At 47.4% G+C, this 20141-nt stretch carries 16 protein-coding genes; 4 read left to right on the top strand and 12 right to left on the bottom strand.

Features of this window, described 5'->3' with window-relative positions:
* The first annotated feature begins 106 nt into the window (after window positions 1-106).
* Window positions 107-991 (top strand): AraC family transcriptional regulator, encoded by an 885-nt coding sequence (locus tag BK126_RS22250; protein ID WP_076314739.1) that lies wholly within the window; start codon window positions 107-109, stop codon window positions 989-991.
* Window positions 992-1107: 116 nt separating this feature from the next.
* On the opposite strand, the gene BK126_RS22255 is transcribed toward BK126_RS22250, so the two are convergent.
* From BK126_RS22255 to BK126_RS22285, 7 genes are all read right to left on the bottom strand, one after another.
* The gene (locus BK126_RS22255) at window positions 1108-2475 is read right to left on the bottom strand and encodes a (Fe-S)-binding protein (RefSeq protein WP_076314943.1); all 1368 of its coding nucleotides are present in this window, start codon (window positions 2473-2475) and stop codon (window positions 1108-1110) included.
* Between the two features lies 1 nt (window position 2476).
* Window positions 2477-3892, bottom strand: a complete 1416-nt coding sequence (locus BK126_RS22260) for an FAD-linked oxidase C-terminal domain-containing protein (protein ID WP_076314740.1) — start codon at window positions 3890-3892, stop codon at window positions 2477-2479.
* Between the two features lie 161 nt (window positions 3893-4053).
* Complete coding sequence (locus BK126_RS22265) at window positions 4054-4764, bottom strand: SDR family NAD(P)-dependent oxidoreductase (protein WP_076314741.1); 711 nt, start codon at window positions 4762-4764, stop codon at window positions 4054-4056.
* Between the two features lie 2 nt (window positions 4765-4766).
* Complete coding sequence (locus tag BK126_RS22270) at window positions 4767-5822, bottom strand: zinc-dependent alcohol dehydrogenase (RefSeq protein ID WP_076314742.1); 1056 nt, start codon at window positions 5820-5822, stop codon at window positions 4767-4769.
* A 28-nt stretch (window positions 5823-5850) separates the two neighbouring features.
* Window positions 5851-6558, bottom strand: a complete 708-nt coding sequence (locus BK126_RS22275) for an RraA family protein (RefSeq protein WP_076314743.1) — start codon at window positions 6556-6558, stop codon at window positions 5851-5853.
* Window positions 6559-6572: 14 nt separating this feature from the next.
* Complete coding sequence (locus BK126_RS22280; protein ID WP_076314744.1) at window positions 6573-8612, bottom strand: heparinase II/III domain-containing protein; 2040 nt, start codon at window positions 8610-8612, stop codon at window positions 6573-6575.
* A gap of 43 nt (window positions 8613-8655) precedes the next feature.
* Window positions 8656-9708 carry a glycoside hydrolase family 88 protein gene (locus BK126_RS22285; protein WP_076314745.1) on the bottom strand — a complete coding sequence of 351 codons (1053 nt, stop codon included), beginning with the start codon at window positions 9706-9708 and terminating at the stop codon, window positions 8656-8658.
* A gap of 181 nt (window positions 9709-9889) precedes the next feature.
* Between BK126_RS22285 and BK126_RS22290 the strand changes: the two genes are divergently transcribed.
* A complete protein-coding gene (locus BK126_RS22290; protein WP_076314746.1) occupies window positions 9890-10702 on the top strand; it encodes an AraC family transcriptional regulator in 813 nt (270 codons plus the stop codon).
* Between the two features lie 187 nt (window positions 10703-10889).
* Here BK126_RS22290 and BK126_RS22295 read toward each other — a convergent pair whose 3' ends face one another.
* From BK126_RS22295 to BK126_RS22310, 4 genes are all read right to left on the bottom strand, one after another.
* Window positions 10890-11165: a SemiSWEET family sugar transporter gene (locus BK126_RS22295; protein ID WP_076314747.1), complete on the bottom strand. Its 276-nt coding sequence runs from the start codon at window positions 11163-11165 to the stop codon at window positions 10890-10892.
* Between the two features lie 199 nt (window positions 11166-11364).
* The gene (locus BK126_RS22300; protein WP_076314748.1) at window positions 11365-13059 is read right to left on the bottom strand and encodes a type 2 periplasmic-binding domain-containing protein; all 1695 of its coding nucleotides are present in this window, start codon (window positions 13057-13059) and stop codon (window positions 11365-11367) included.
* Between the two features lie 133 nt (window positions 13060-13192).
* Window positions 13193-14062: a carbohydrate ABC transporter permease gene (locus BK126_RS22305; protein ID WP_076314749.1), complete on the bottom strand. Its 870-nt coding sequence runs from the start codon at window positions 14060-14062 to the stop codon at window positions 13193-13195.
* Window positions 14063-14073: 11 nt separating this feature from the next.
* Window positions 14074-14967 (bottom strand): ABC transporter permease, encoded by an 894-nt coding sequence (locus tag BK126_RS22310; protein WP_076314750.1) that lies wholly within the window; start codon window positions 14965-14967, stop codon window positions 14074-14076.
* A 201-nt stretch (window positions 14968-15168) separates the two neighbouring features.
* Here BK126_RS22310 and BK126_RS22315 point away from each other — a divergent pair, with 201 nt between their 5' ends.
* Window positions 15169-16917: a sensor histidine kinase gene (locus tag BK126_RS22315; protein WP_256702999.1), complete on the top strand. Its 1749-nt coding sequence runs from the start codon at window positions 15169-15171 to the stop codon at window positions 16915-16917.
* Between the two features lie 6 nt (window positions 16918-16923).
* A complete protein-coding gene (locus BK126_RS22320) occupies window positions 16924-18576 on the top strand; it encodes a response regulator (protein WP_076314751.1) in 1653 nt (550 codons plus the stop codon).
* Window positions 18577-18687: 111 nt separating this feature from the next.
* Here the strand turns inward: BK126_RS22320 and BK126_RS22325 are convergent, their stop codons facing one another.
* On the bottom strand, window positions 18688-19872 hold the full coding sequence (locus tag BK126_RS22325; RefSeq protein WP_076314752.1) for a polysaccharide pyruvyl transferase family protein: 1185 nt from the start codon (window positions 19870-19872) through the stop codon (window positions 18688-18690).
* Between the last annotated feature and the right edge of the window lie 269 nt (window positions 19873-20141).

A 20141-nucleotide genomic window follows, 5' to 3' on the forward strand; every position in this document is an offset into this window, starting at 1 on the left:
TCCTCCCGCTTGTTCTTAAGATGCAACAAAATAACGCTACATTGTCACAAACAATTAAAACGGTTACAATCAAGCTATAAATAGAAATCAAGTCGAGGAGATCAAGATGAAAAGCCACCTTGAATTAGGATTCAACTATAATTCATTGGATAAGTCCTTCGACTTTTTATATCGAAGTCAAACTTATCAGAAGGATTGGAATATATACCATATTCATGAGGGAATGGAGTTTCTATATGTTCATGAAGGCATTGGCCAAGCCGTAATTGGACAAAAAATATACGATATTGCGCCCAACACGTTGATCTATTTCCAACCTTACCAGCTCCATGGCGTGCGAATCGAGGCCACTCGTTCAACCTTGTATTCCCGATCCATCCTTTCATTCGAACCGTCTGTAATGCTTTCGTATTTGCACCACTTCCACGATCTGAGAGTTTTTTTTCACAAACTATGGAAATCAAAGCTTCCGACCCAAGTCATTCCATTAGGTACAGAGCGTTATCTCGAGCATTTGTTCGAGCACTATCACACACACTTATCTTCTGGTGATTCAAAAAGAAGTAATGAGCCTTTTGTTATGTTTGTATTGTCCTTCTTACAATACGCGAAAACGATATGGCCCAATCAAAAGCAGCATCAACCGACAGTCCATGAATCTAGCCATATCTCATACATCGAAAGAATTATGACCTGGATTGAAGAGAACTACGCAAAGGAGTTTCGACTTGAAGAGCTCGGTGAAGAACTGCATTTAAGCCGTCATTACGTGTCACGGTTGTTTCAATCTGCTGCCGGAACCACGATTACCGATTATTTGAATGCCAGACGCATGCGTCAAGCTTGCTGGCTGCTGCGCAACAGCGATCTCCCGGTTTACGATATATGCCATCAAGTAGGCCTCACCAACGTATCCTACTTCTGCAAGCGATTCCGCGAGTTTGCCGGGACAACTCCCTATCAGTACAGAATAGGGGTCAGAGACGGGTAGAACCAGGTATTAATCTACTAACCCTGCCCTTTACCGCACACAAACATAGCATGGGAAAAGCCGAGCATCTGCTGCACTCGGCTTTTTCTAAACGCTATTATTGTTGGTCGCAAGCCTTAATCGTGATGACAGATTCTTTCATATAAGAAATCTACGATATGCTTGACTTCCATCTCCCCAGCCGCCCCATGCTTCTCGACCCCTAGCTTCATTTGCAGCAAGCAACCAGGATTGCTTGTGAGTAGATAACGGGCCTCCGTACGATTGGCATGCTCCATCTTATGTGACAAGATTTCTCCCGCCATCTCCGGCTGCGTTACGTTGTAGATGCCCGCTGACCCGCAGCAACGATCCGCTTCTTTCATCTCAACAAAATTGACGTTTGCGACCTGCTTCATTAGCTGTCTCGGCGCGTTTGAACTCTTCATCACATTGCGTAAGTGGCAGGAGTCCTGGTAGGTTATCGTCACCGTCCCAGACGTACGTTCTTCCGTTTCCGCGAATACAGGAATTCTGCCGTGTTCATGGAGCAGCTGACTGACATCAATCACGCGGGAAGCAAACCATTTGGCCATCTCAGCGTGTTCGCTATCTTCGTGAAGCAAGTGGTCATATTCAACAAGTAAGGCGCCACAACCGCCTGCATTAGAAACGATATAATCGATTCCGGCTTCTTTAAATACACTCAAATTCGTGCGAGCCAAACTTCTAGCCAGCTCCATCTCACCACTGTGCGCATGAAGCGCACCGCAACAAACCTGCTCATTCGGAATAACCACCTCGAAGCCAGCTTCCGACAACAGTTTTACCGTATTCACGTTCGTCTGGGCGAATAGGACGTCCATGATACATCCGCGGAACAAGGCGACACGTGCGACGGTCTCGCCCTTGGCAGGGAAGATCGTACCAATTTGCTCCACCACCCCATTAGCAGATGCCTCAGGTAAGACCTTCTCCATCTCGGCAAGGTGCTTAGGAAACATCCGCATCACTCCGCTATGCCTTGCCATTTTCTGAAGGCCTGATTTCTGATAGAAGCCAAGCGCTCCGCCTAAGACCTTGAGCCTTTTTCGATGTGGAAAAAGCCCTTCAAATACTGTTCTTCGCAAGCCTCTCACGGGGATACGATGCTTAACTTCATCTTCTATAGCATCTCGCGCCTGTTCGATTAATTGTCCGTATTTAACATCTGCGGGACAGGCTGGTTCACAAGCCCTGCAGCCGAGACAATGATTCATCTGGTCCTGGAAGGCCTGATCTGGACTCATAAGTCCATCTGCAACGGCTTTCATTAGGGCGATGCGGCCTCTCGGTGATTCCTGTTCAAGCCCTGTCTCCCGGAACGTTGGACAAGCCGGCAGACAAAATCCACAGCGCATGCAATTCGTTAATTGATCGTAATCAAGCTTCAGGTGGAGTCTTTGAGCGAGCGGACTCGTAAGCTGTACATCCGGTTTACGGGGGATTGAGCTTACGTTATTTATATTATTCACGTTGAATCACCACTCTTTTTCTCGTCTCCTTGGCAAAGATCTTGCCTGGATTGAGTATATGATCAGGGTCAAAAGCTTGTTTGATCCCACGCATAACTTCGATGCCCGCCTTCCCTAATTTCCATTCCAGGAACGGTGCTTTGACGAGTCCTACACCATGCTCGCCGGTAATCGTTCCTCCCAGCTCGATCGCTGCTTCGAAAATTTCCTCAAAAGCTTTCTCAACACGATGCACTTCAGCGCTATCACGGGCATCCGTTGTTGCCGTTGGGTGAAGATTCCCATCGCCGGCATGGCCGAATGTAGCAATGGAGACATCGTATTTCCGGGCAATTTGATTAATTTTGAGCACCATATCCGCGATTTTTGACCGTGGAACCGTAGCATCTTCCAGGATTGTCGTAGGTCGCAGGCGGGCTAAGGCCGTAAAAGCGCTGCGCCGAGCGGTCATTAGCTTCTCCGCATGCTCTCGGCTCTCAGCCACTGTAACGCGGTCGGCAAGCTCCGATAAGCAAATATGGCGAATATGATCAATGTCACGTTCCACCGCTTCTGGTTCACCATCTTGTTCAATAAGCAGGATCGCCTCCATATCCCTCGGCAGTCCTAACTTGGCGAAATCGTCCACAACCCGGATTGTAGGATTATCCATGATCTCTAACGTAGCAGGTATAATTTGCGATTCGATAATTCGAGATACCGTTCTAGCGGCTCCATATAGATCTTTGTACATCGCAATCATCGTTTTCTTCGTTTTTGGCGGAGGAACTAGCTTTAATGTTGCTTCCGTAATAATAGCCAAAGTCCCTTCTGAGCCGATGAGCAGTTTCGTCAAATCATAACCTGCCACATCCTTCATCAGCTTACCACCTGTACGGATGATTTCTCCGTTCGCAAGAACGGCCTCTAGACCGAGGACATAATCCTTCGTCGTTCCGTATTTCAGGCCTCGCAAGCCCCCTGAGCACTCGGCAATATTGCCGCCAATCGTGGAGATTCGCATACTGCTCGGGTCTGGAGGGTAGAACAGGCCCAGTGACTCAATGTGTGCAATGAACTCAGCCGTAATTAAGCCTGGTTGTACCGTTGCCGTCAGATTTTCCAAATCCACATCGACAATACGATTCATACGATGCATAACCATGACGACCCCACCCTCGACTGGAACGGTTCCCCCGCAGAGATTAGAACCGGAGCCTCGCGAAACAAGCGGTATTCGATGAGCAGCCAGTACGCTCATAATCTCGGACACCTGTTTCGTCGTTTCCGGATAGATAACGCCCTCCGGCAAACTTTGCAGCATCGGGGTCCCGTCATAAGAATGGGCGACCAATGCTTCATTATCGTCTCGAAATTGCTGCGCACCAACAATTTGACGAAGTCGGTTCTTTATTTCTTGTGCCAACATAGTAACATTCCTCCCAATTCATTGACGACCCCTTACCGCACGTAAGAAGAAGCTGTGAATAGAAAGCCGAGCAGCTCTGCTCGGCTATTTCTAAGGCATGACGTAATACGCAATTTAGTTCGGGTTGGTTCAGTATACATTGAACCGCTTACATAGACCAGCTATAAGGCATTAAAGGACTCAAAAGAAATCTCATGAAACGCGATGCGAGTATCCGATGCCAGTACAAATAGAATGACATCCGCCACATCGGACGCGAGTAAAAACTTCTCTCGAGGTACCTGCCTGTTGCCCCAGAAGCCGGTATCCGCCCCTCCTGGGTTAAGCGTGGTGACTCGAATATTCTGCTCTTTGACCTGCATCGCAAGGCCTTGGGAGAACATATTGACAGCCGCTTTAGCGGTACAATAGAGCGGCGCGTTCGGATTGGCTCGCTTTGCCGCCATGGAGCCTATATTAATAATGGATGCACCACTCTCCGGACTCACCACGGGAATAAAATGCTTGCAGCACAGGAAAGTACCCTTCACGTTCACATCCATCGTCAGGTCGTATCGCTCTTCCTCCATAGCTTCGATTTTGTCCGGAATCGACAGACCTGCCAGATTAACAAGCATATCGGCATGCCCATACGCCTGCGCTACCTGCTCGAACAACGACCTTACCTGCTCCTCCTTCGTCACATCCGCCCGAACAGCGATAACCGACGCGCCTTTGCCTTCCAATTGCATCCTCAGTTCGGCAAGCTTCTCCTCGTTGGTTGAGGTCAGAACAAGCTTGACGCCTTGGTTGGCGAGCGACTCCGCCAACGCACGGCCCATGCCTCCTGTAGCGCCGGTAATAACAGCCACTTTGTTCCGAAGCGATTTCATGATTATAATCCCCTTTCTCTTCCCGATACGTTGCAGTCGAGCAATATTTTCCCTAAGTTGTCCCCCGCGATCATACGCCGAATGGCTTCCTCCGCCTGCTCCATCGGCATCGTGTCGCTAATGATCCGATCTAAGTCGAATTGCCCGGATTCAACTATTTCTTCGAGCATCCGAACCGTCCGTGTAAAGTCCTGGAATGTGTACACACGGCTGCCTACCACGTTTATTTCCTTGAATATCACCTTTAGAACATCGATCTCCGGTTGCTTGTGCGGGAATCCGACGAGCACGACTGTCCCACGGATGGCACATAGCTCGATCGCGCTGGATAATCCGCCCTGCGAGCCCGACACTTCGAACACGACGTCATATCCGGCCCCATTTGTCAGCTCGGCGGACAGATCCGTAACATCCTGCCGTTTCGGATTAATTGCATCAAATCCAAAGGACTTAATGATCTCGATTCGAGCATCATTCAGCTCGGTAAATACTACCTTCTCCGCCCCGCACCGTTTGGCCGCGATGCCGATGACGAGTCCGATCGGACCTCCTCCGATGATAAGCGCTTTGTCGCCAGCTTTGATTCCTGCCCGCTGATTCACATGGAAACCAACGGCGAAAGGTTCGGTTAATGCGGCAATCCGGTCGCTGATGGAATCCTTCAGCTTGATTACCTTGGCGGCAGGAGCCTTCACGTATTGTGCGAAACCGCCGTCGGTATGAATACCCAGCAGCTTGAGCGTACGGCATACATGCCAGTTGCCCGAGCTGCATGCCGCACATTCGCCGCAGCTGATGAGAGGCTCCACGACGACTCTGTCGCCGGGCTGAAGATCGTTCCGTTTAATGGATCGAACCTCCTCAATGACTCCGACAAATTCATGTCCCGGTATAACCGGTGTGCGGGCGGTCGGATGCTTACCTTTGTAGATTGTCACGTCTGATCCGCATACGCCCGCATATTTAACCCGTATTAAAACTTCTTCTTCCTGGAGTTTGGGCTCCGGCACTTCCTTATAGAGGATCTGTTCCCATTCGTTCAGTACTGCCGCTTTCATTCCGGGTACACTCCCTTCAAGTTCATAATTAGAAATAACCGCCGCGCTTTACGACTTCGGTCGGAGTCAGTCCGTCCACAATCATCTGCTTAATGTCTTTCTCGTTCTCCTTGATGTATTCCGCCTTGAGCAACACATCGTATGCCAGCTTGCGCGGAATGACGATGACGCCGTCGATATCACCCAGGATGACATCCCCCGGGAATATCATGACGTCACCGAGCTTGACCGGCATTTGCCAACCGATCATGCGGAAGCGGCCCAGCATGCCGTTCGACGTTTTGTATTTGCAGAAGACGGGAAAGTCCTGCTCCAGCACTTTGTCCGTATCCCGAACGCCTCCATCTACAATAGCCCCACGACAGCCACGGCGCTTGGATGCCATCGTCATAATTTCGCCCCATTGCGCCGATTCGTCATCACCGCTTGTGTCCCAGACGCATACCGAATCCTCATGAAGCGCCTCCAGCATTTGTGCACGTTGCTCCATCTCGCTCGTCAACGTCAGATTCTTGGAGCCTTTGACGGTAAACGCGATTCCTGCCACTTTCATCTCGTCCTTCAAAGGCAATATGCTGTTCGGCAACGTCTGATAGACAAGTCCGAGCTCTCTCAGCACGTCATTAACCGCAGCCGTGAATACCTGCTCGAATCGGTCGCACAGCTCCTTATCCGGAATCGGAAGCTGCACGATCTCGTGCTGCTCCCGTGATGCTGCGAATTGTTCCAAATCCATTTCTATCAGCCTCCTTATACAAGTTGTATATCTTTATCGCTAATCCTGTACGCTAGGTTGGTACGATAATCCGTTACCAGTATCTGGCCTTGTTGCTCGAACCCGACCGCAATTCCTCCCTCGTGCGCCGGAGGTTCAGCAAAGTATTGAGCGGCCTCGTTCTTGTACATATGCCAGCCTCGAATGGACTCCAGACCATCCATAGCGAACGCGTAGACCATAACATGCTCCTTTGCGAAGCATTGGTTCTCATAGGTGAATCGGACCGCACTTCCTTCCTTTCCTTGTCCGTCCTGATTGGGCTGGGGATGATAGTACTGGTGCATATGGCCCCAAGACATATGTCGCCTGCAAGCAGACGCCTCCCCGTCCGAGATGCTGTCCATGAGGAAAAACTTGACCGCCGCGCCGCCGCGCCGGAGCACAATCTTCGTATCGGAATATAGATTGGTCTGGAGCTTGTTGTCACGGTTATTGGTCATGAAATGAGCTCTTGTCTTTACCGGGACATCGGCCACGATCCGATCCACGATGAATAACAGATGCGGAAATGCCGTAATCCAGGTTCGTTCGGCTCTGCGAATCGGATCACCGTACACACCGGCAATCTCGGATCGAACAACGGTTATACCGTCCATCGTTCCAATCAGCTTCCTGTGCGCAAGGGGTTCGCTGGGATTCCGGAAGTTCGCTCCTTCGATGGATCGCTGCGCGATAGGCTCACTTCTTCCCTCGATCTCGAAGGTCCACGTATTATGGGATTCGGTCGCGATGGATTTCGCCTGCGCATCTAGTCGATAACATGCATGTCCAGGATCAATGAAGAACCTTTCGTTCCTGTGCGCCAGAATGAATGAGCCTTGATCATAATGGTTATGGCTGGTCACCTGCAGCGGTTCATATCCTGCCTGAATGGCAATTACGGAGCTTTCCGCGGTTCTTCCGTCTCGGACAATTACGTTGCCCGTCTCGAACGAGGCAGCCAGCGGAAGCCCAGCCTTCTCCGGAGATAACGGTTCTGCGGCGTCGAGGTAATGAACCATCGTCATGAACTGATAGGAACTGATGAATGCAAAGGTGCCCAGCTCATTACGTTCCAGCTCAAGACGGTCATAAGTCTGCTCGAAGAGCCATCTGGAGAGACCCGCCTCCATGGGTGCCGCGTTCTTTGCCCTGCAGGCGATATGCAGGAGAATGTCCGCGCTCGGCCGGTAGATAGCCGCCGAGTCTCCGAAGTTCGCAGAGCGGGGATACACAGGATCATCTTCTTTTCCAAGCGGCTTCATGTAGAGCAAGGATTGTACAGCCCAAGGAATACAGCGGACATAACATAAGAAATCCGCGCGCTCTGCCAGCTTCGAATCGTACCGAATCAGCATCTCGTTCAGATGACTGAGATGAAGCGTCGCATAATTCCAATATTGAAGCGATTCCCCATAGCTGTCCCCATTGTACATACGGGTTGCCGTCTGGTAGAAATCAAGTGCTTCTTCGACCGCAGAGCGATCCTCCAGAATGATCGATGCCGTGCCGTAGCCGTTCAAGAGCACCATAAACCAGTTGCTGATGTTCCCCGTATCATCCTTCATCCGAATAAGAGAACGCTTGCAAGGCTCTTGGCAATGCTCTCGGATCGCTTCGAGGAGCTTTGCACGTTCCTCATTGGTAAATAAATCGCCGGCCAGATCATAAGCTGCACACATCGCGAGCCCCACATGGGACGTCTCAAGCACGCCGTGCTGCGGATTGCCCCTGCCCCGGAACCATGGACCGTGCCATTCCGTCCCCGGCTTATCCAGCAGCTCCAGCACGACTTCGCGGAGCCACTGTCCCGCTTCGGCATGGCGATCGACCGCATATACGAATGCCGCGTCGCTAATCCGTTCCCATGCCAAATGCCACCATTCCACCGTATCTCCGTCTTGCACAAGCCCCGGTGTGCAAATTTGGCGCTCCGTCCGCTCCAGCAAATTGTGCCACAGACGCTCCAGCTTGCCTCCTTCTTGAATGGCGGCTCTTACTGCTTTCAATTCTTCTGACGTCAACATCAACATGACTGACCACTCCTTATCTCAATCGTATACCCTATCGTCCTCACTATTCCGTGATTAACTCGTGATATCCATGCCTATAAGCCTCCGAAAACGCGAGTAAGAACGAGCCGAAGCTATGATGCTCGTTGCGATAAGGAAGAGGAAGAGTAACGTAAGCCTTCACGGTTCCCTTCTCTTCTCCTTCGCCGGGACACAAATTACCGGGGCAGCTAAGCTCGGTGTCGAACTCGGGCGTCACGCCGTGTCTATATAGCCCATTTATTCCGCGCTCAAATGCAGCTCCGAAGCGTTCCTTATCTAGAAGCCCCAGCCGCAACCCCACTCCGTATCCGTACAGAATCAGCCCTGTGCCGGAAGACTCCTCGTACGAATATTCAAACGGAATTTCTTGTCTCCAGAAACCACGTTTGGATTGGTGAGGCAGCATCGCCTCGGACAGTGCCCTGAACTCCCGCTCCGCACGTTCCCGGTACGGTGATTGACGGGGCAAATATTGTACCAGCTCGGTCAAAGCGATGTACCCCCAGCCGTTCCCTCGGCTCCAGTGATCCTCGGAGAATCTTCCGGGACCAACAAAATTTTTACATTGATGAAGCAGTCCGTTCTCGGGATTTCTAAACTCCTCGATCATAAGAAACGTTTGGTTAGCCGCCTCTTCTATATAACGCTCCTCTCGGAGACCAATACCAGAGAACAGCAGATAGGGAGTAGCTGCCATCGCCACGTCGATCCAGATTAGATTTGCCTCTGGAGCGCCGGGCATCTTCAGAATGCCTTTATCATCTCTCGGAGCTTGCATAAGTTCCTCCGCATATTCCCTTATCTGATTCGCTGATTCAGGCACGTGACCTTTCATGAACGCATACGCTCTCGCAATTCCACCAATCCGATAATTCGGAAAGTTGTACGGCGGATGGTCCACTTCATCTGGAAAGCGCTTTAAAATAGCAAGACAGCGTTCCATCAGTAGATTATCTCCTCCCGCTTCTGCTGTTCGAAGCAGACCATAAATGGCTAGAAGCCCATAATAATGCTTAACTTCTTCTAACCGTTCATAATTGTCGTAAAGTTTTACCGCTACCGACAAGGTATTCATATTATTCACCCTCCACAACGACTTCTAATGATTCCATCATAATCCGATTACATTCGTCGAACCATGCCGAGTTCGCCGTTTTATTTGTACAATCTGCCTTTAATTTTCACTTGAATATATAACACAAACCTCGTCTCCTGCTCTATAATATATAAAAACGACATGAGGAGGCACCGCTTCCATGAACCATGCAACAACGTTAGCCGGCCATGATTTCGTAGTAACGGATATCATGTATGTTCTCGATCGCCATCCTGATCCCCAGTGGAGGCTGCGAAGCAACTTCTGCAACCCCCATTATGTTATTGCGTATTGCAAGTCCGGTCAGGCTGAATATCATTACAACAACGAGCAAGTAAACGTCAGCAAGGGCGATGTTCTGCTATTCCCCAAGCTCTACCAGCATGGAGCCGCCAGCGATCCTCATGACCCCTGGTCCTTTCTAACCGTTGCTTTTGAACTGGCCGACTTGCAGGGAACGGCGGAAAAAGCCATTGAAAGTCTCCCGCGCTGTATGGCCTCTTCATATGGATATGAAATGCATGAGCTGTTTGGCAAGCTGTATCGGTCATGGACTAGTAAAAAGCCGGGTTACTTACTTCTTTGCAGAGGTTTGCTCATGGAGATGCTTTATCTCATTGTCCGACAATTTAGTCAGCCTTTGATTCTTACACCACAAGCCCATACGATCGAAAAATTAATGGATGATTTGCAAGCCCACGTACACAAAACGTACTCTGTCGACGAGCTTGCTGCTCGTGTAGGACTAAGTCCGTCTTACTTTCGCACTGTCTTCAAACAAACAGCCGGCATGACAGCCATCGAATATCAGAACCAGCTAAAAATTAATAAAGCCGGCGATCTTCTGCTCGGGGGCTACTGCAATGTATCAGAAGCAGCGGAAGCGGTTGGCTTCAAAGACATTTATTATTTCAGCAGACTCTTCAAAAAGATAACCGGCATGCCGCCTTCGACTTATCTCAAGAACCGTTGAACGTGGCAAGAGGGGTGTCAAAAGACAGAAGGCCGTACCATCCAATAACGCAATTGGACATGCACGGCCTTTTCTATGTTTATCAAAAGCGTGATAAGCTCTAGGTAGATCCCACCTATATACCCGCAGCGCACGGTGGGTAGCGGATTGACCAAAGGCCTTATTGCTAGCATTCAATTCAAGTCATTTATTTACTCTCTGGTTTTCTTGAACGTTTAAGATCCTTATAGGTATACTTAAGAATTATAATCGCTAAAGTGCATGTAATTAGATTAGCTAGCCAGATAGCCGTCTGTTCGGTTATTAATCCGTAAATGACCCACAGAATCTGGCCTGTTGTTAGAATCAGATACATGCCGAAGGAAATTCCCGCCGTATTTTTAGTCTGAATAACCTTAATCGCCTGGGGCAGGAAGGAAATGGTTGTAAATGCAGCGGCAAGAAAGCCCAGTATGGATAGCATATCGCATGATAACTCCCTTTAAACTGAATGTTTTGTCTCATCAACAAGCTGGATAACCAGATCGGAACGTTATATCGTTCATAGGCCAATTGACAATCTTCGTATATTCGGCAAACCAATCGGATATATCGCCGTGTCCAATTTAGGAAAGTGGTCCCGTCGCTCACTGAGCTCCGGGACCACTTCACCATAAACGTTATTATTCTCCTTGAATGGATTGATACCAAGCGTTTACTTCCTCGGTAATCTTATCTCCGCCTAGTTCCTTCCACTGCGTTACAAAAGTGTCGAATTCATCAACTGGAGCCTTGCCGTAAATGATCTTTGCGAACGTTTCAGTTTCGAGCTTAATCAGCCCTTCCCACTTGGACTTCATCGTCTCTGTCATCGCACCAGTGAAAAGATCCTCAATGGATGTGTCTTTCATGTCCAAGGTGATTTGGGCAGCTTGCCATTCTAATACTGATTTAGGATCTGCTTTTTCTTTATCGGAAATTGAATTATAAAGTTTTGTTTCAAAAGGAGTAGAAGGTTTTTCCCCATTGTAGAACTTCTGGTAAGCATTTAGCTCCTGCATAGGGTCAAAGAACCACTGGCCACCAAGCATATATTTGAAGGGCTCTACTTTCGTTTTATCCGGGAAGTCAGCTTCCACGGAGGAAGGTTTGCCATCCTTCATAACGTAATCGTAACCTTCAAAATATCCATTATCAAACTCTCCGCCTGCCTTCGGATTGGAGAATTCGAACATTTTGTTGACATAGAGAAAAAATGCTTCCGGGTTCTTGAAGTCTTTGTTGATCAGGAAGGCACCAATCTGAACCGGGCTGTAACGTCTACCCGACTTGCCATCCGGACCTGTAGGCACCGGAATAGGCTTCACTGTTGCATCGGGTTCGTTCTTCCACAGGAAATTACGTACAGAGTTTCCTTGGAAGATCGGTCCGGTCATGATTCCGGATTTGCCATTCTTGAAGGATTCGTCACTTTTGCTTACATCGATCATGGCTACGTCCGGAGAGAGATAACCCTTTTTGTACCACTCAGCCAATCGGGCAAGCGCTTGTTTGACCTCCGGTTGAATGGATCCATACTCCAGCTTGTCGCTCCCGTTCCATTTGTTCCAGTAGTGCGGAATAACACCGTATGCACCGAATACCCAGCTAGTATCCCCGCGCCATGATGTATATGGCTTGCCCCCATCTTTAATGGATACAGCAAGCGGAGGGTTACCCAGCTCCGTACCTTTCATTGCTTCCATGACCTTCTCCAGGTCATCTAATGTCTTCGGCTCCTCAAGATTGGCCTTCTTCAGGAAATCAGTTCGGATCCATAGAAGCGGATCGTTACTCATGACTTTAGCCAGCTGAGGAAGCCCGTAGCGTTTGCCGTCCTTGGTTACCTGAGCCCAATACATTGGGTCTTTCTCATAAATTTTCTTCACCTCAGGTGAAGCATATTTCTCGAAGTCCTCTGAAATATCTTTAAATCGGCCCGAATCAATCAGGTCGCTCATCAACTGAGGATCGCTGACATAGACAACATCGGGCATCTCTTCTCCGGAGGACATATCAAGCATGATTTTGGTCTTATATTGATCTTCTGCCGTGGTCCAGTTGTACTTGATATCTATGTTAAGATTGTCCTTTACCCACTTCGTTAAGATGTTGTTCTCCAAGGTCTCACCATTTTTGAATTTAAAGCTCGCGTTCACATATCCTACTGTGGTCATAGTGACCGGTGTCTCGAATTTCCCTTTTGAGAAACCGTTGTCCGAAGACGTCGCAGGAGCCGTTTCCGAACTGGAGTCGGACTGGGAACCCCAATTGCAACCCGTGATCGTCAAAGCGGTGGCTAATACAATAGCCGACAGTTTGTATAATGTTTTAGACATTTTATAACCTCCCTCGTTATTTGAAGCGTATAACAAATCCTAGTTTAAGGATAATGTAACCGGATTCAAAGAGTACATCCTTAAGTTCAGTTATGTTATCTTAAGACCCATTTAAGATTTTAATATTCGAGTATCAGCCCTTAACAGCACCCAGAACAATTCCTTTTACGAAAAACCGCTGGAGGAAAGGGTAGACTACAAGAATAGGGAGTGTACCTATAAATATCTTGGCTGATTTGAGTGTGCGCTCGGTGATATTAGCCGCGTCCTCTGCCGATGTCGTGATGCTGGGATCTGGCGCCTTCACCAAGGATTGCAGCAGAGTGCTCATCGGCCATTTATCCTGCTTCAAATAAATCAGAGCATCAAACCATGCGTTCCAATGGAAGACGGCCACGAACAGGATAATAGTCGCGATGGACGGCAGCGAAACCGGAAGGTAGACCCGAAGAAGGGTTGTGAAATGACCAGCCCCGTCGATCAGACTCGCTTCCTCCAGTTCCTTGGGAATAGCTCGGAAGAAGTTCAGCATAAGGATCATATTATAGACGTTAAGGGCGACCGGAAGAACAAGAGCCCAGATAGAATTCATCAGATGAAGCTTCTGGATGACAATATAAGTAGGGATCAGTCCGCCATGAAACAACATGGTAAACACAAAGTACCACGTGATCATACGGCCACCTTTTAGAGAATCCATCTTCGATAATGGATAAGCAGTCAAAACGGTAACCGTAATACCAATGCTGACGCCGAGTATAAGCCGGAGAACCGAGTTGGCAAACGAACCGATAAAGCCATCATCCTGGAAGGTCTGTATATAAGAGTCCAAATTAAAGTTCACGGGCCAAAAAGTTACACGTCCTGCCGTTACATCTACTCCCTCACTGAAAGAGACGGCCAATACATGGATAAGAGGAAGGATGCATCCGACGGCAACGGCGCCTAGTATCAGAACATTAAATGCGTAAAAGATTTTGTATGGTCTTGTTTTGTAATACATGATTAGTCCCCCTAGAAAATACGATAATCAGCGTAACGGTAGGCCAAAACGTAGGCTATAATGAGCATCACAAATCCTACCACGGACTTAAACATCCCTATTGCCGTAGCAAGTCCGAATTGGGAGCCTACCAATCCCACCCGATAGACGAAGGTGTCAATAATATCACCTTGTTCATAAACCAGAGGATTATACAAGTTAAAGATCTGGTCAAAGCCTGCATTCAGAATATTCCCCATAGCCAAAGTCCCCACTACTACAATAATCGGTACGATAGCCGGGAGAGTAACCGTCCATGTCTGGCGCCAACGGGTGGCTCCATCCATTTCTGCCGCCTCATATAAGGAAGGGTCTACATTGGATAAGGCCGCCAGGAACACAATTGTCGCGAATCCACATTCCTTCCAAATGTCCGATAAGACAACGATGAAACGGAACCAGTTTCCGTCCGCAAGGAACATGATGGGATCAAGACCGAAGAAAGGCAAAATCACCGTATTGATCAACCCCTGAGAAGATACCAGATCCGTAACAATGCCGCCCAGAATAACCCAAGACAAAAAGTGGGGCAAGTAGACGAGAGTTTGTACGATTCTCTTAAACATCATGTGTCGTATTTCATTTAACAACAAGGCGAAAATGATAGGTACAACTAGATTGACTATAATCTTCATAATAGCAATCAAGAACGTATTCCATATCACTTGAACACTGTCAGGTCTCGTAAAGGCTGTCCGAAAATGCTCTAACCCTACCCAATCAGAGTTAGTAATACCCAACCAAGGTTTGAAGTCTTGAAACGCAATAACTAACCCTCCCATGGGCAAGTAATGAAAAATAAATGTTAAAATAAAACCAGGGATCAGCATGAGATATAGCACGCTATTTTGTTTCCTCAAACTCATTTTTCCTCATCTCCTTCAATGTCCTCCAATAGCTGTATGCCGTTATGTTCACTCTAGCACAGGCCTAAAACACCGAAAAAGAACACGTTCTTAAGGTCCGATATGTTATATTAAGAATCCTGAACTCTACTATTTACTTTGCGTCTAGACTTGGTTTAGCATAATGTTAACTAGAGTCAGACAAGCCCGGAGGGGAATAAATTGCGGAAAAATAAGTTTCATACACTCAGTACCTTTGCCAAAATTAACCTGATTCTGCTATTTATGCTTATACCGCTTATTGGACTTAACTACTATCAAAATCTGATTGGAACGAAGGTTGTTCGCAATGAAATTCACCGTTCAAGCGAAACATACATGTCCTTATTAACCAGCCAAATTGAGACTATAGCCAACCAGATGTCAGTCTTCGCCCTGACCATGAACCGGGACAGCAATCTATCGACCTTTACTACATTCGAAGGGTCCAGGCACCCTTACGACAGGTACAACACAATATACAATATCTACGAAAAACTTAAACTCAACAGTCTGTCCCTTCCCTGGAACAACCAGATCACGGTTTATTCTCCCGCAAATAAGAAAGCGGTTTCAGATAGTGGACTAAGCACTTATGACGAGGAGTTTCTGAAGAACAACATGACGCCCGTTTGGAAGTTTATGCCGACCGACTATAAATACGGACAGCCCTATTTCATCCGACATTTTAGCGAGCCCAAGTATTCTTCCAATGCTCCGCTGGATTCCTACAGGATTGTTTCGGAGATTAGCTTTAGTTCAAATAATTTGATCAAAATGTTAGAAAAATTCAAGAACAGACACAATGTGCACGACCCTTTTCTGTACAGTCCTGGCTATGAACCACTTGTAAGCAACACTGCTCAGCTTGCACATATAGAACAACTTGGAACAATTCTGAATGACCAGACGATGACAAGCTCCGGTCATGAGACGTTGGAGCTCCAAGGCGAGAAATACTTGGTCACCTATAAACTAATTGATACGCTTGGCTGGTATCTAGTAGATTATGTTCCAATCCATGAAGCTTTAGCTCCCATTTATCGTTCCAGCCTGATCTTCTATACATCAGCTGCCGTATTAATTGTGCTTTGCCTTATTTTGTCGTATTACATTTACCGTAATGTACAGATTCCCATTCGTAAACTCTTGAAAGGTGCCCGTGCTATTGCGAAGGGAGACTTCTCCACACAGGTCGAGTACCATTCCAAGAACGAGTTTTTCGTATTGGTCTTTCAATTTAACAATATGGCCCGTCAGATCAAGGAGCTGATCGAGTCAATCTACGAGTCCAGAATCCGGTTGCAGCAAGCTACACTGAAGCAGCTGCAATCCCAGATCGATCCTCATTTCCTGTACAACAGCTTGAATTTTATCAAGTACAGTGCTAAGAAAGGGGAGGAGGATGCCGTTGTCTCAATGACGGTGCACTTGGGCGCTTATTACCGCTCAGCAACTCGACTAGGTAAAGCCGAGACTACTCTGGAGGAAGAGCTTAAGCTGATATATAACTATCTTGAGATTCACAAGCTCAGAATGCATGGGATGACTTACGATATAAATTTGCCTGAAAATATGGCTGAAGTAGAAGTTCCCCGACTCATTTTGCAGCCTTTGGTGGAGAATGCCATTATTCATGGAATATCCAAGAGTGAACTAGCAGGCTATATTAGAATTACAGCCTCTGCTCAGGACGGCTTCTACATGCTCTGTGTGGAGGATAATGGTCCCGGCCTTCAGGAGCAGGAACAGAAAGCGTTGATTGCTCAGATCGCAAATTCGAAGGAAGAAGATGATCTGTGCGGATTATGGAACGTAGCCCAGCGGATCAATCTGAAGTACGGCGAATCAGCGGGAATTGGAATAGAATCATCATCTTATGGCGGGCTGAAGATATGGCTGTATTGGCCTTCGGCAGCAGACAAGGGGTAATGAATAATGGCTCAATTATTAATTGTGGATGACGAACGAATGGTAGCGGATTCGTTAGCTGAAACGCTGCCTTGGGTAGATCTTAATATTCACCATGTTTATACCGCATATTCCAGTAAGGAAGCATTGCAGATTCTGGCCACCTCTCCTATAGAAGTGGTTCTGACCGATATACGGATGCCGGGGTTAAGCGGATTGGAGTTGATTGAACGAATTCGCGAATTGAACCAAAAGACCAAATGTATCATTCATTCGGGACATGCTGACTTTGAATACGCCAAGCAAGCGATGGCATTTCAGGTAAGCGAATATCTGCTGAAGCCTGCCAGCGATGAGGAAATCCTTGAAGCGGTCAACCGCATGCTAGAAGCCTATCGTCAGGAGACGGAGGCACTCTATTCCGTCGAGAGCATGGCTTCTGCCATCCGGGAGCAGCTGCCCGTACTCAGGTCTCAGTTCCTCGACAGCTTGCTGGCGGGAAAACGATGGAATTCTTATGAGCTTGAAGGGAAGCTGAATCTGCTGAGACTTGCCTTTCAGCAGGACGACTCCATATCAATACTTGTCGTTCGTCTGGAGGAAGGCTTTCCCACCTCCGATTCACAGAGCCTTACTCTGTTCGAGTACGCAGTTAATAATATCGCAGAAGAAACATTTGGAGAGCATTTTGATCTCCTTTCCGGTCGCGATCAATACAATTATTTGGTCTTGGTTGCCAAGCTTAAACAGAAGAAGGCTGCGGAGTTTTCCGAGCTTGGTGTAAACAGCAACGCCAGCTCTACGTTGTTTGAGCAAACCGCGCTCCAACTGCAAGAGAATGTTAAAGCGTATTTGAAACGGAATATTTCCCTGGTTATGAGCAGTTGGGGACAATTTCCTAACGATGTATCCCCGCTTTACCAAGAATCCATCACTATAATGCGACGCAACATCGGCAACGATCGGGATATATTCATACGTATGTCCGATAAAGGCTTTACTAAGCCTTATAAATCACTGCGAAGCCTATATGAAACGCCAACGTTGAATCAAATTATGGATATGGGGCAACGTGAGGCTGCTCTTGCCAAGATCGAGTCTATTACAAGAGAGCTGGAGGAGCATTGGAGCGGCTCCCAAGAGCATATGCAAGAGGTATTCCTGCATTTGGGAGCCTCCTTTACCTATACCGCACACCAGAACGGAAAGCCGCTAGAAGATCTGATTGGTATTGATTATGAGCCCTTTTATTCACGTCAACCGTTCCTGAGCATACGGCAATTAAAGGATTGGGCGCTGCGGGTCACATCTAAGATCTTTGATGATCTGAATAAAGAGAACCTTAATGCCAAGAGTAATACAATTCTTCTTATTCAGCAGTTTATTAATGACAGACTGTCAGAGGATGTCAGCTTACAAGCCATATCCGACCATATCGGCATGCATCCGGCCTATCTATCCATGTTGTTCAAGAGTCAGACAGGGGAAAATTTAAGTGAATATATCATTCGTCTTAAGATGGAAAAAGCCGCTATGCTCCTCAAACATACGAATGAGAGGATTTATCAAATCTGTGCCAGTCTTGGATACCAGAACCCTCCATATCTTATTAAGTTGTTTAAAAAATACTACGGTGTAACCCCGCAAGAGTACAGGGACGGACTAAACGGGCACCAGTAATAAGACAAGGGGCACCTTTATAGGTGCCCCTTGTCTTATTACGAGCCAGCTAATCTTCAATGATGTTAAATCATCGATGAAAATCCCTTGGCTCCTCACCACATCTTGCAATCAAGCGTTCAAACAATTCTTTAACGTATCCACCATTTCCACATACAATTTCTCTACTTTTTGCTTGGCTGCCAGTGCCTTCTCCTTTGCCGCGTCGTTATGAATGGCCATATCTAGAACAGCTGGCACCAATCGGCTCATTTCTGCCTCTTGGTCTTGATCGAATAACCAATCACCCAACCCGATGTCCCTCCACATAAAACCCTTAGTGGTCTGACCTTCCCACCGGCATACGATCGCAGGAATCCCGCTGCCAATACACATAATTGGGGAATGCATCTCACTTCCGAACAACCCCGCAGATTGTCTGTACACGCTTACAGCCTCATCCGTCAGCCAAAATTCACTTTTATAAACAACATTAGGAAGCACATCCTCCGGGAGCAGGTCATAAATCATTTCCTTCTCAAATGCCATCTGGCTCTTGTCCTCCGGGCAGAGCAGTACCTTCAGTCCCGTTTTCCTGACAACTTGAATGATCGCCTCTCGCAACGGCGCATTATCCTGTTCCTTCATTTGCTGGTTGAAAGCATCCTTATCGGCATCATACGGCCAATCTTTAATCTCCCAATATGGAGTATACCGGTGCCTCGAAATACAACAAAGAAACTTTCCTGGCTCCAACTTGTTTTCTCGGAGGAATACTTCTGCTTTCGCATCATTTTCCAAATCCACTGCGAATGCCGCATCTGGCCCGAATTTCATAACCGGACTAGAAACACCATCCTGGATTGCCTTTTGAAGGGATACAGAATCTCTAAAATAAATAAACTTGGCCAGGCTATGAATCTCCCGGCACCATTCACCTTCGTTATAGCCTCCATAAGTAATCCCGAATACACCAAAAGGCTTCTTGTAAAACTTGACATAAGCTTCCGCCTCATCTCGCCCCACCAGCAAAGGACCGGAGCCGTGCAATAGGAAGGAACTTTCGTCAAGCGCCATCTGCAGCTCTTCATTGGAGGCTTTGCCGTCCTCTCCGATTGTGCCCTTTACCACCTTCAATTGGGGAAATCTGCGGCAGATCATATCCTCTACTTCAACCGTGAAGTCTTTAGAGGGCCATAGAACGACCTGCGTCTCCGGCATATATTTCTCTAAGATCGCTAATAGCCCAGGAGTATGAGCAATATCTCCAATGTTGACTACCTGCCAAGAGGAACGCAAAATAATCGTTTGTCTCATCTTTCCTCATCCTTTCATTATTCAATAATTCGGTTCCCTATAAATATTTTCTCTTCTATGGACCCTTGTCCCTTACAAATAAAATTGATCCGACGTATCTTCCAATAATATTACGTGTAGGCTCAAGAAGCTTAAATACCATTTTCTTAAGAGACATATGATTATCTTAATAAAAAAGATTGCAAAAACCGCTTCGCAGCAAGAAATACCTTATAGACGTCCGGCAGAATCACTTCAGATTGCGTAGTGACTGCTAAGAGCGGATGTAC

It is taken from the genome of Paenibacillus sp. FSL H7-0326 (assembly GCF_001955535.1).
GTDB lineage: Bacteria > Bacillota > Bacilli > Paenibacillales > Paenibacillaceae > Paenibacillus > Paenibacillus shunpengii.

Coding starts and splice junctions, on each gene's coding strand:
- BK126_RS22250 (WP_076314739.1), top strand. CDS start 107: ATGAAAAGCCACCTTGAATTAGGATTCAACTATAATTCATTGGATAAG.
- BK126_RS22260 (WP_076314740.1), bottom strand. CDS start 3,892: ATGTTGGCACAAGAAATAAAGAACCGACTTCGTCAAATTGTTGGTGCG.
- BK126_RS22265 (WP_076314741.1), bottom strand. CDS start 4,764: ATGAAATCGCTTCGGAACAAAGTGGCTGTTATTACCGGCGCTACAGGA.
- BK126_RS22270 (WP_076314742.1), bottom strand. CDS start 5,822: ATGAAAGCGGCAGTACTGAACGAATGGGAACAGATCCTCTATAAGGAA.
- BK126_RS22275 (WP_076314743.1), bottom strand. CDS start 6,558: ATGGATTTGGAACAATTCGCAGCATCACGGGAGCAGCACGAGATCGTG.
- BK126_RS22280 (WP_076314744.1), bottom strand. CDS start 8,612: ATGTTGATGTTGACGTCAGAAGAATTGAAAGCAGTAAGAGCCGCCATT.
- BK126_RS22285 (WP_076314745.1), bottom strand. CDS start 9,708: ATGAATACCTTGTCGGTAGCGGTAAAACTTTACGACAATTATGAACGG.
- BK126_RS22290 (WP_076314746.1), top strand. CDS start 9,890: ATGAACCATGCAACAACGTTAGCCGGCCATGATTTCGTAGTAACGGAT.
- BK126_RS22295 (WP_076314747.1), bottom strand. CDS start 11,165: ATGCTATCCATACTGGGCTTTCTTGCCGCTGCATTTACAACCATTTCC.
- BK126_RS22300 (WP_076314748.1), bottom strand. CDS start 13,059: ATGTCTAAAACATTATACAAACTGTCGGCTATTGTATTAGCCACCGCT.
- BK126_RS22305 (WP_076314749.1), bottom strand. CDS start 14,062: ATGTATTACAAAACAAGACCATACAAAATCTTTTACGCATTTAATGTT.
- BK126_RS22310 (WP_076314750.1), bottom strand. CDS start 14,967: ATGAGTTTGAGGAAACAAAATAGCGTGCTATATCTCATGCTGATCCCT.
- BK126_RS22320 (WP_076314751.1), top strand. CDS start 16,924: ATGGCTCAATTATTAATTGTGGATGACGAACGAATGGTAGCGGATTCG.
- BK126_RS22325 (WP_076314752.1), bottom strand. CDS start 19,872: ATGAGACAAACGATTATTTTGCGTTCCTCTTGGCAGGTAGTCAACATT.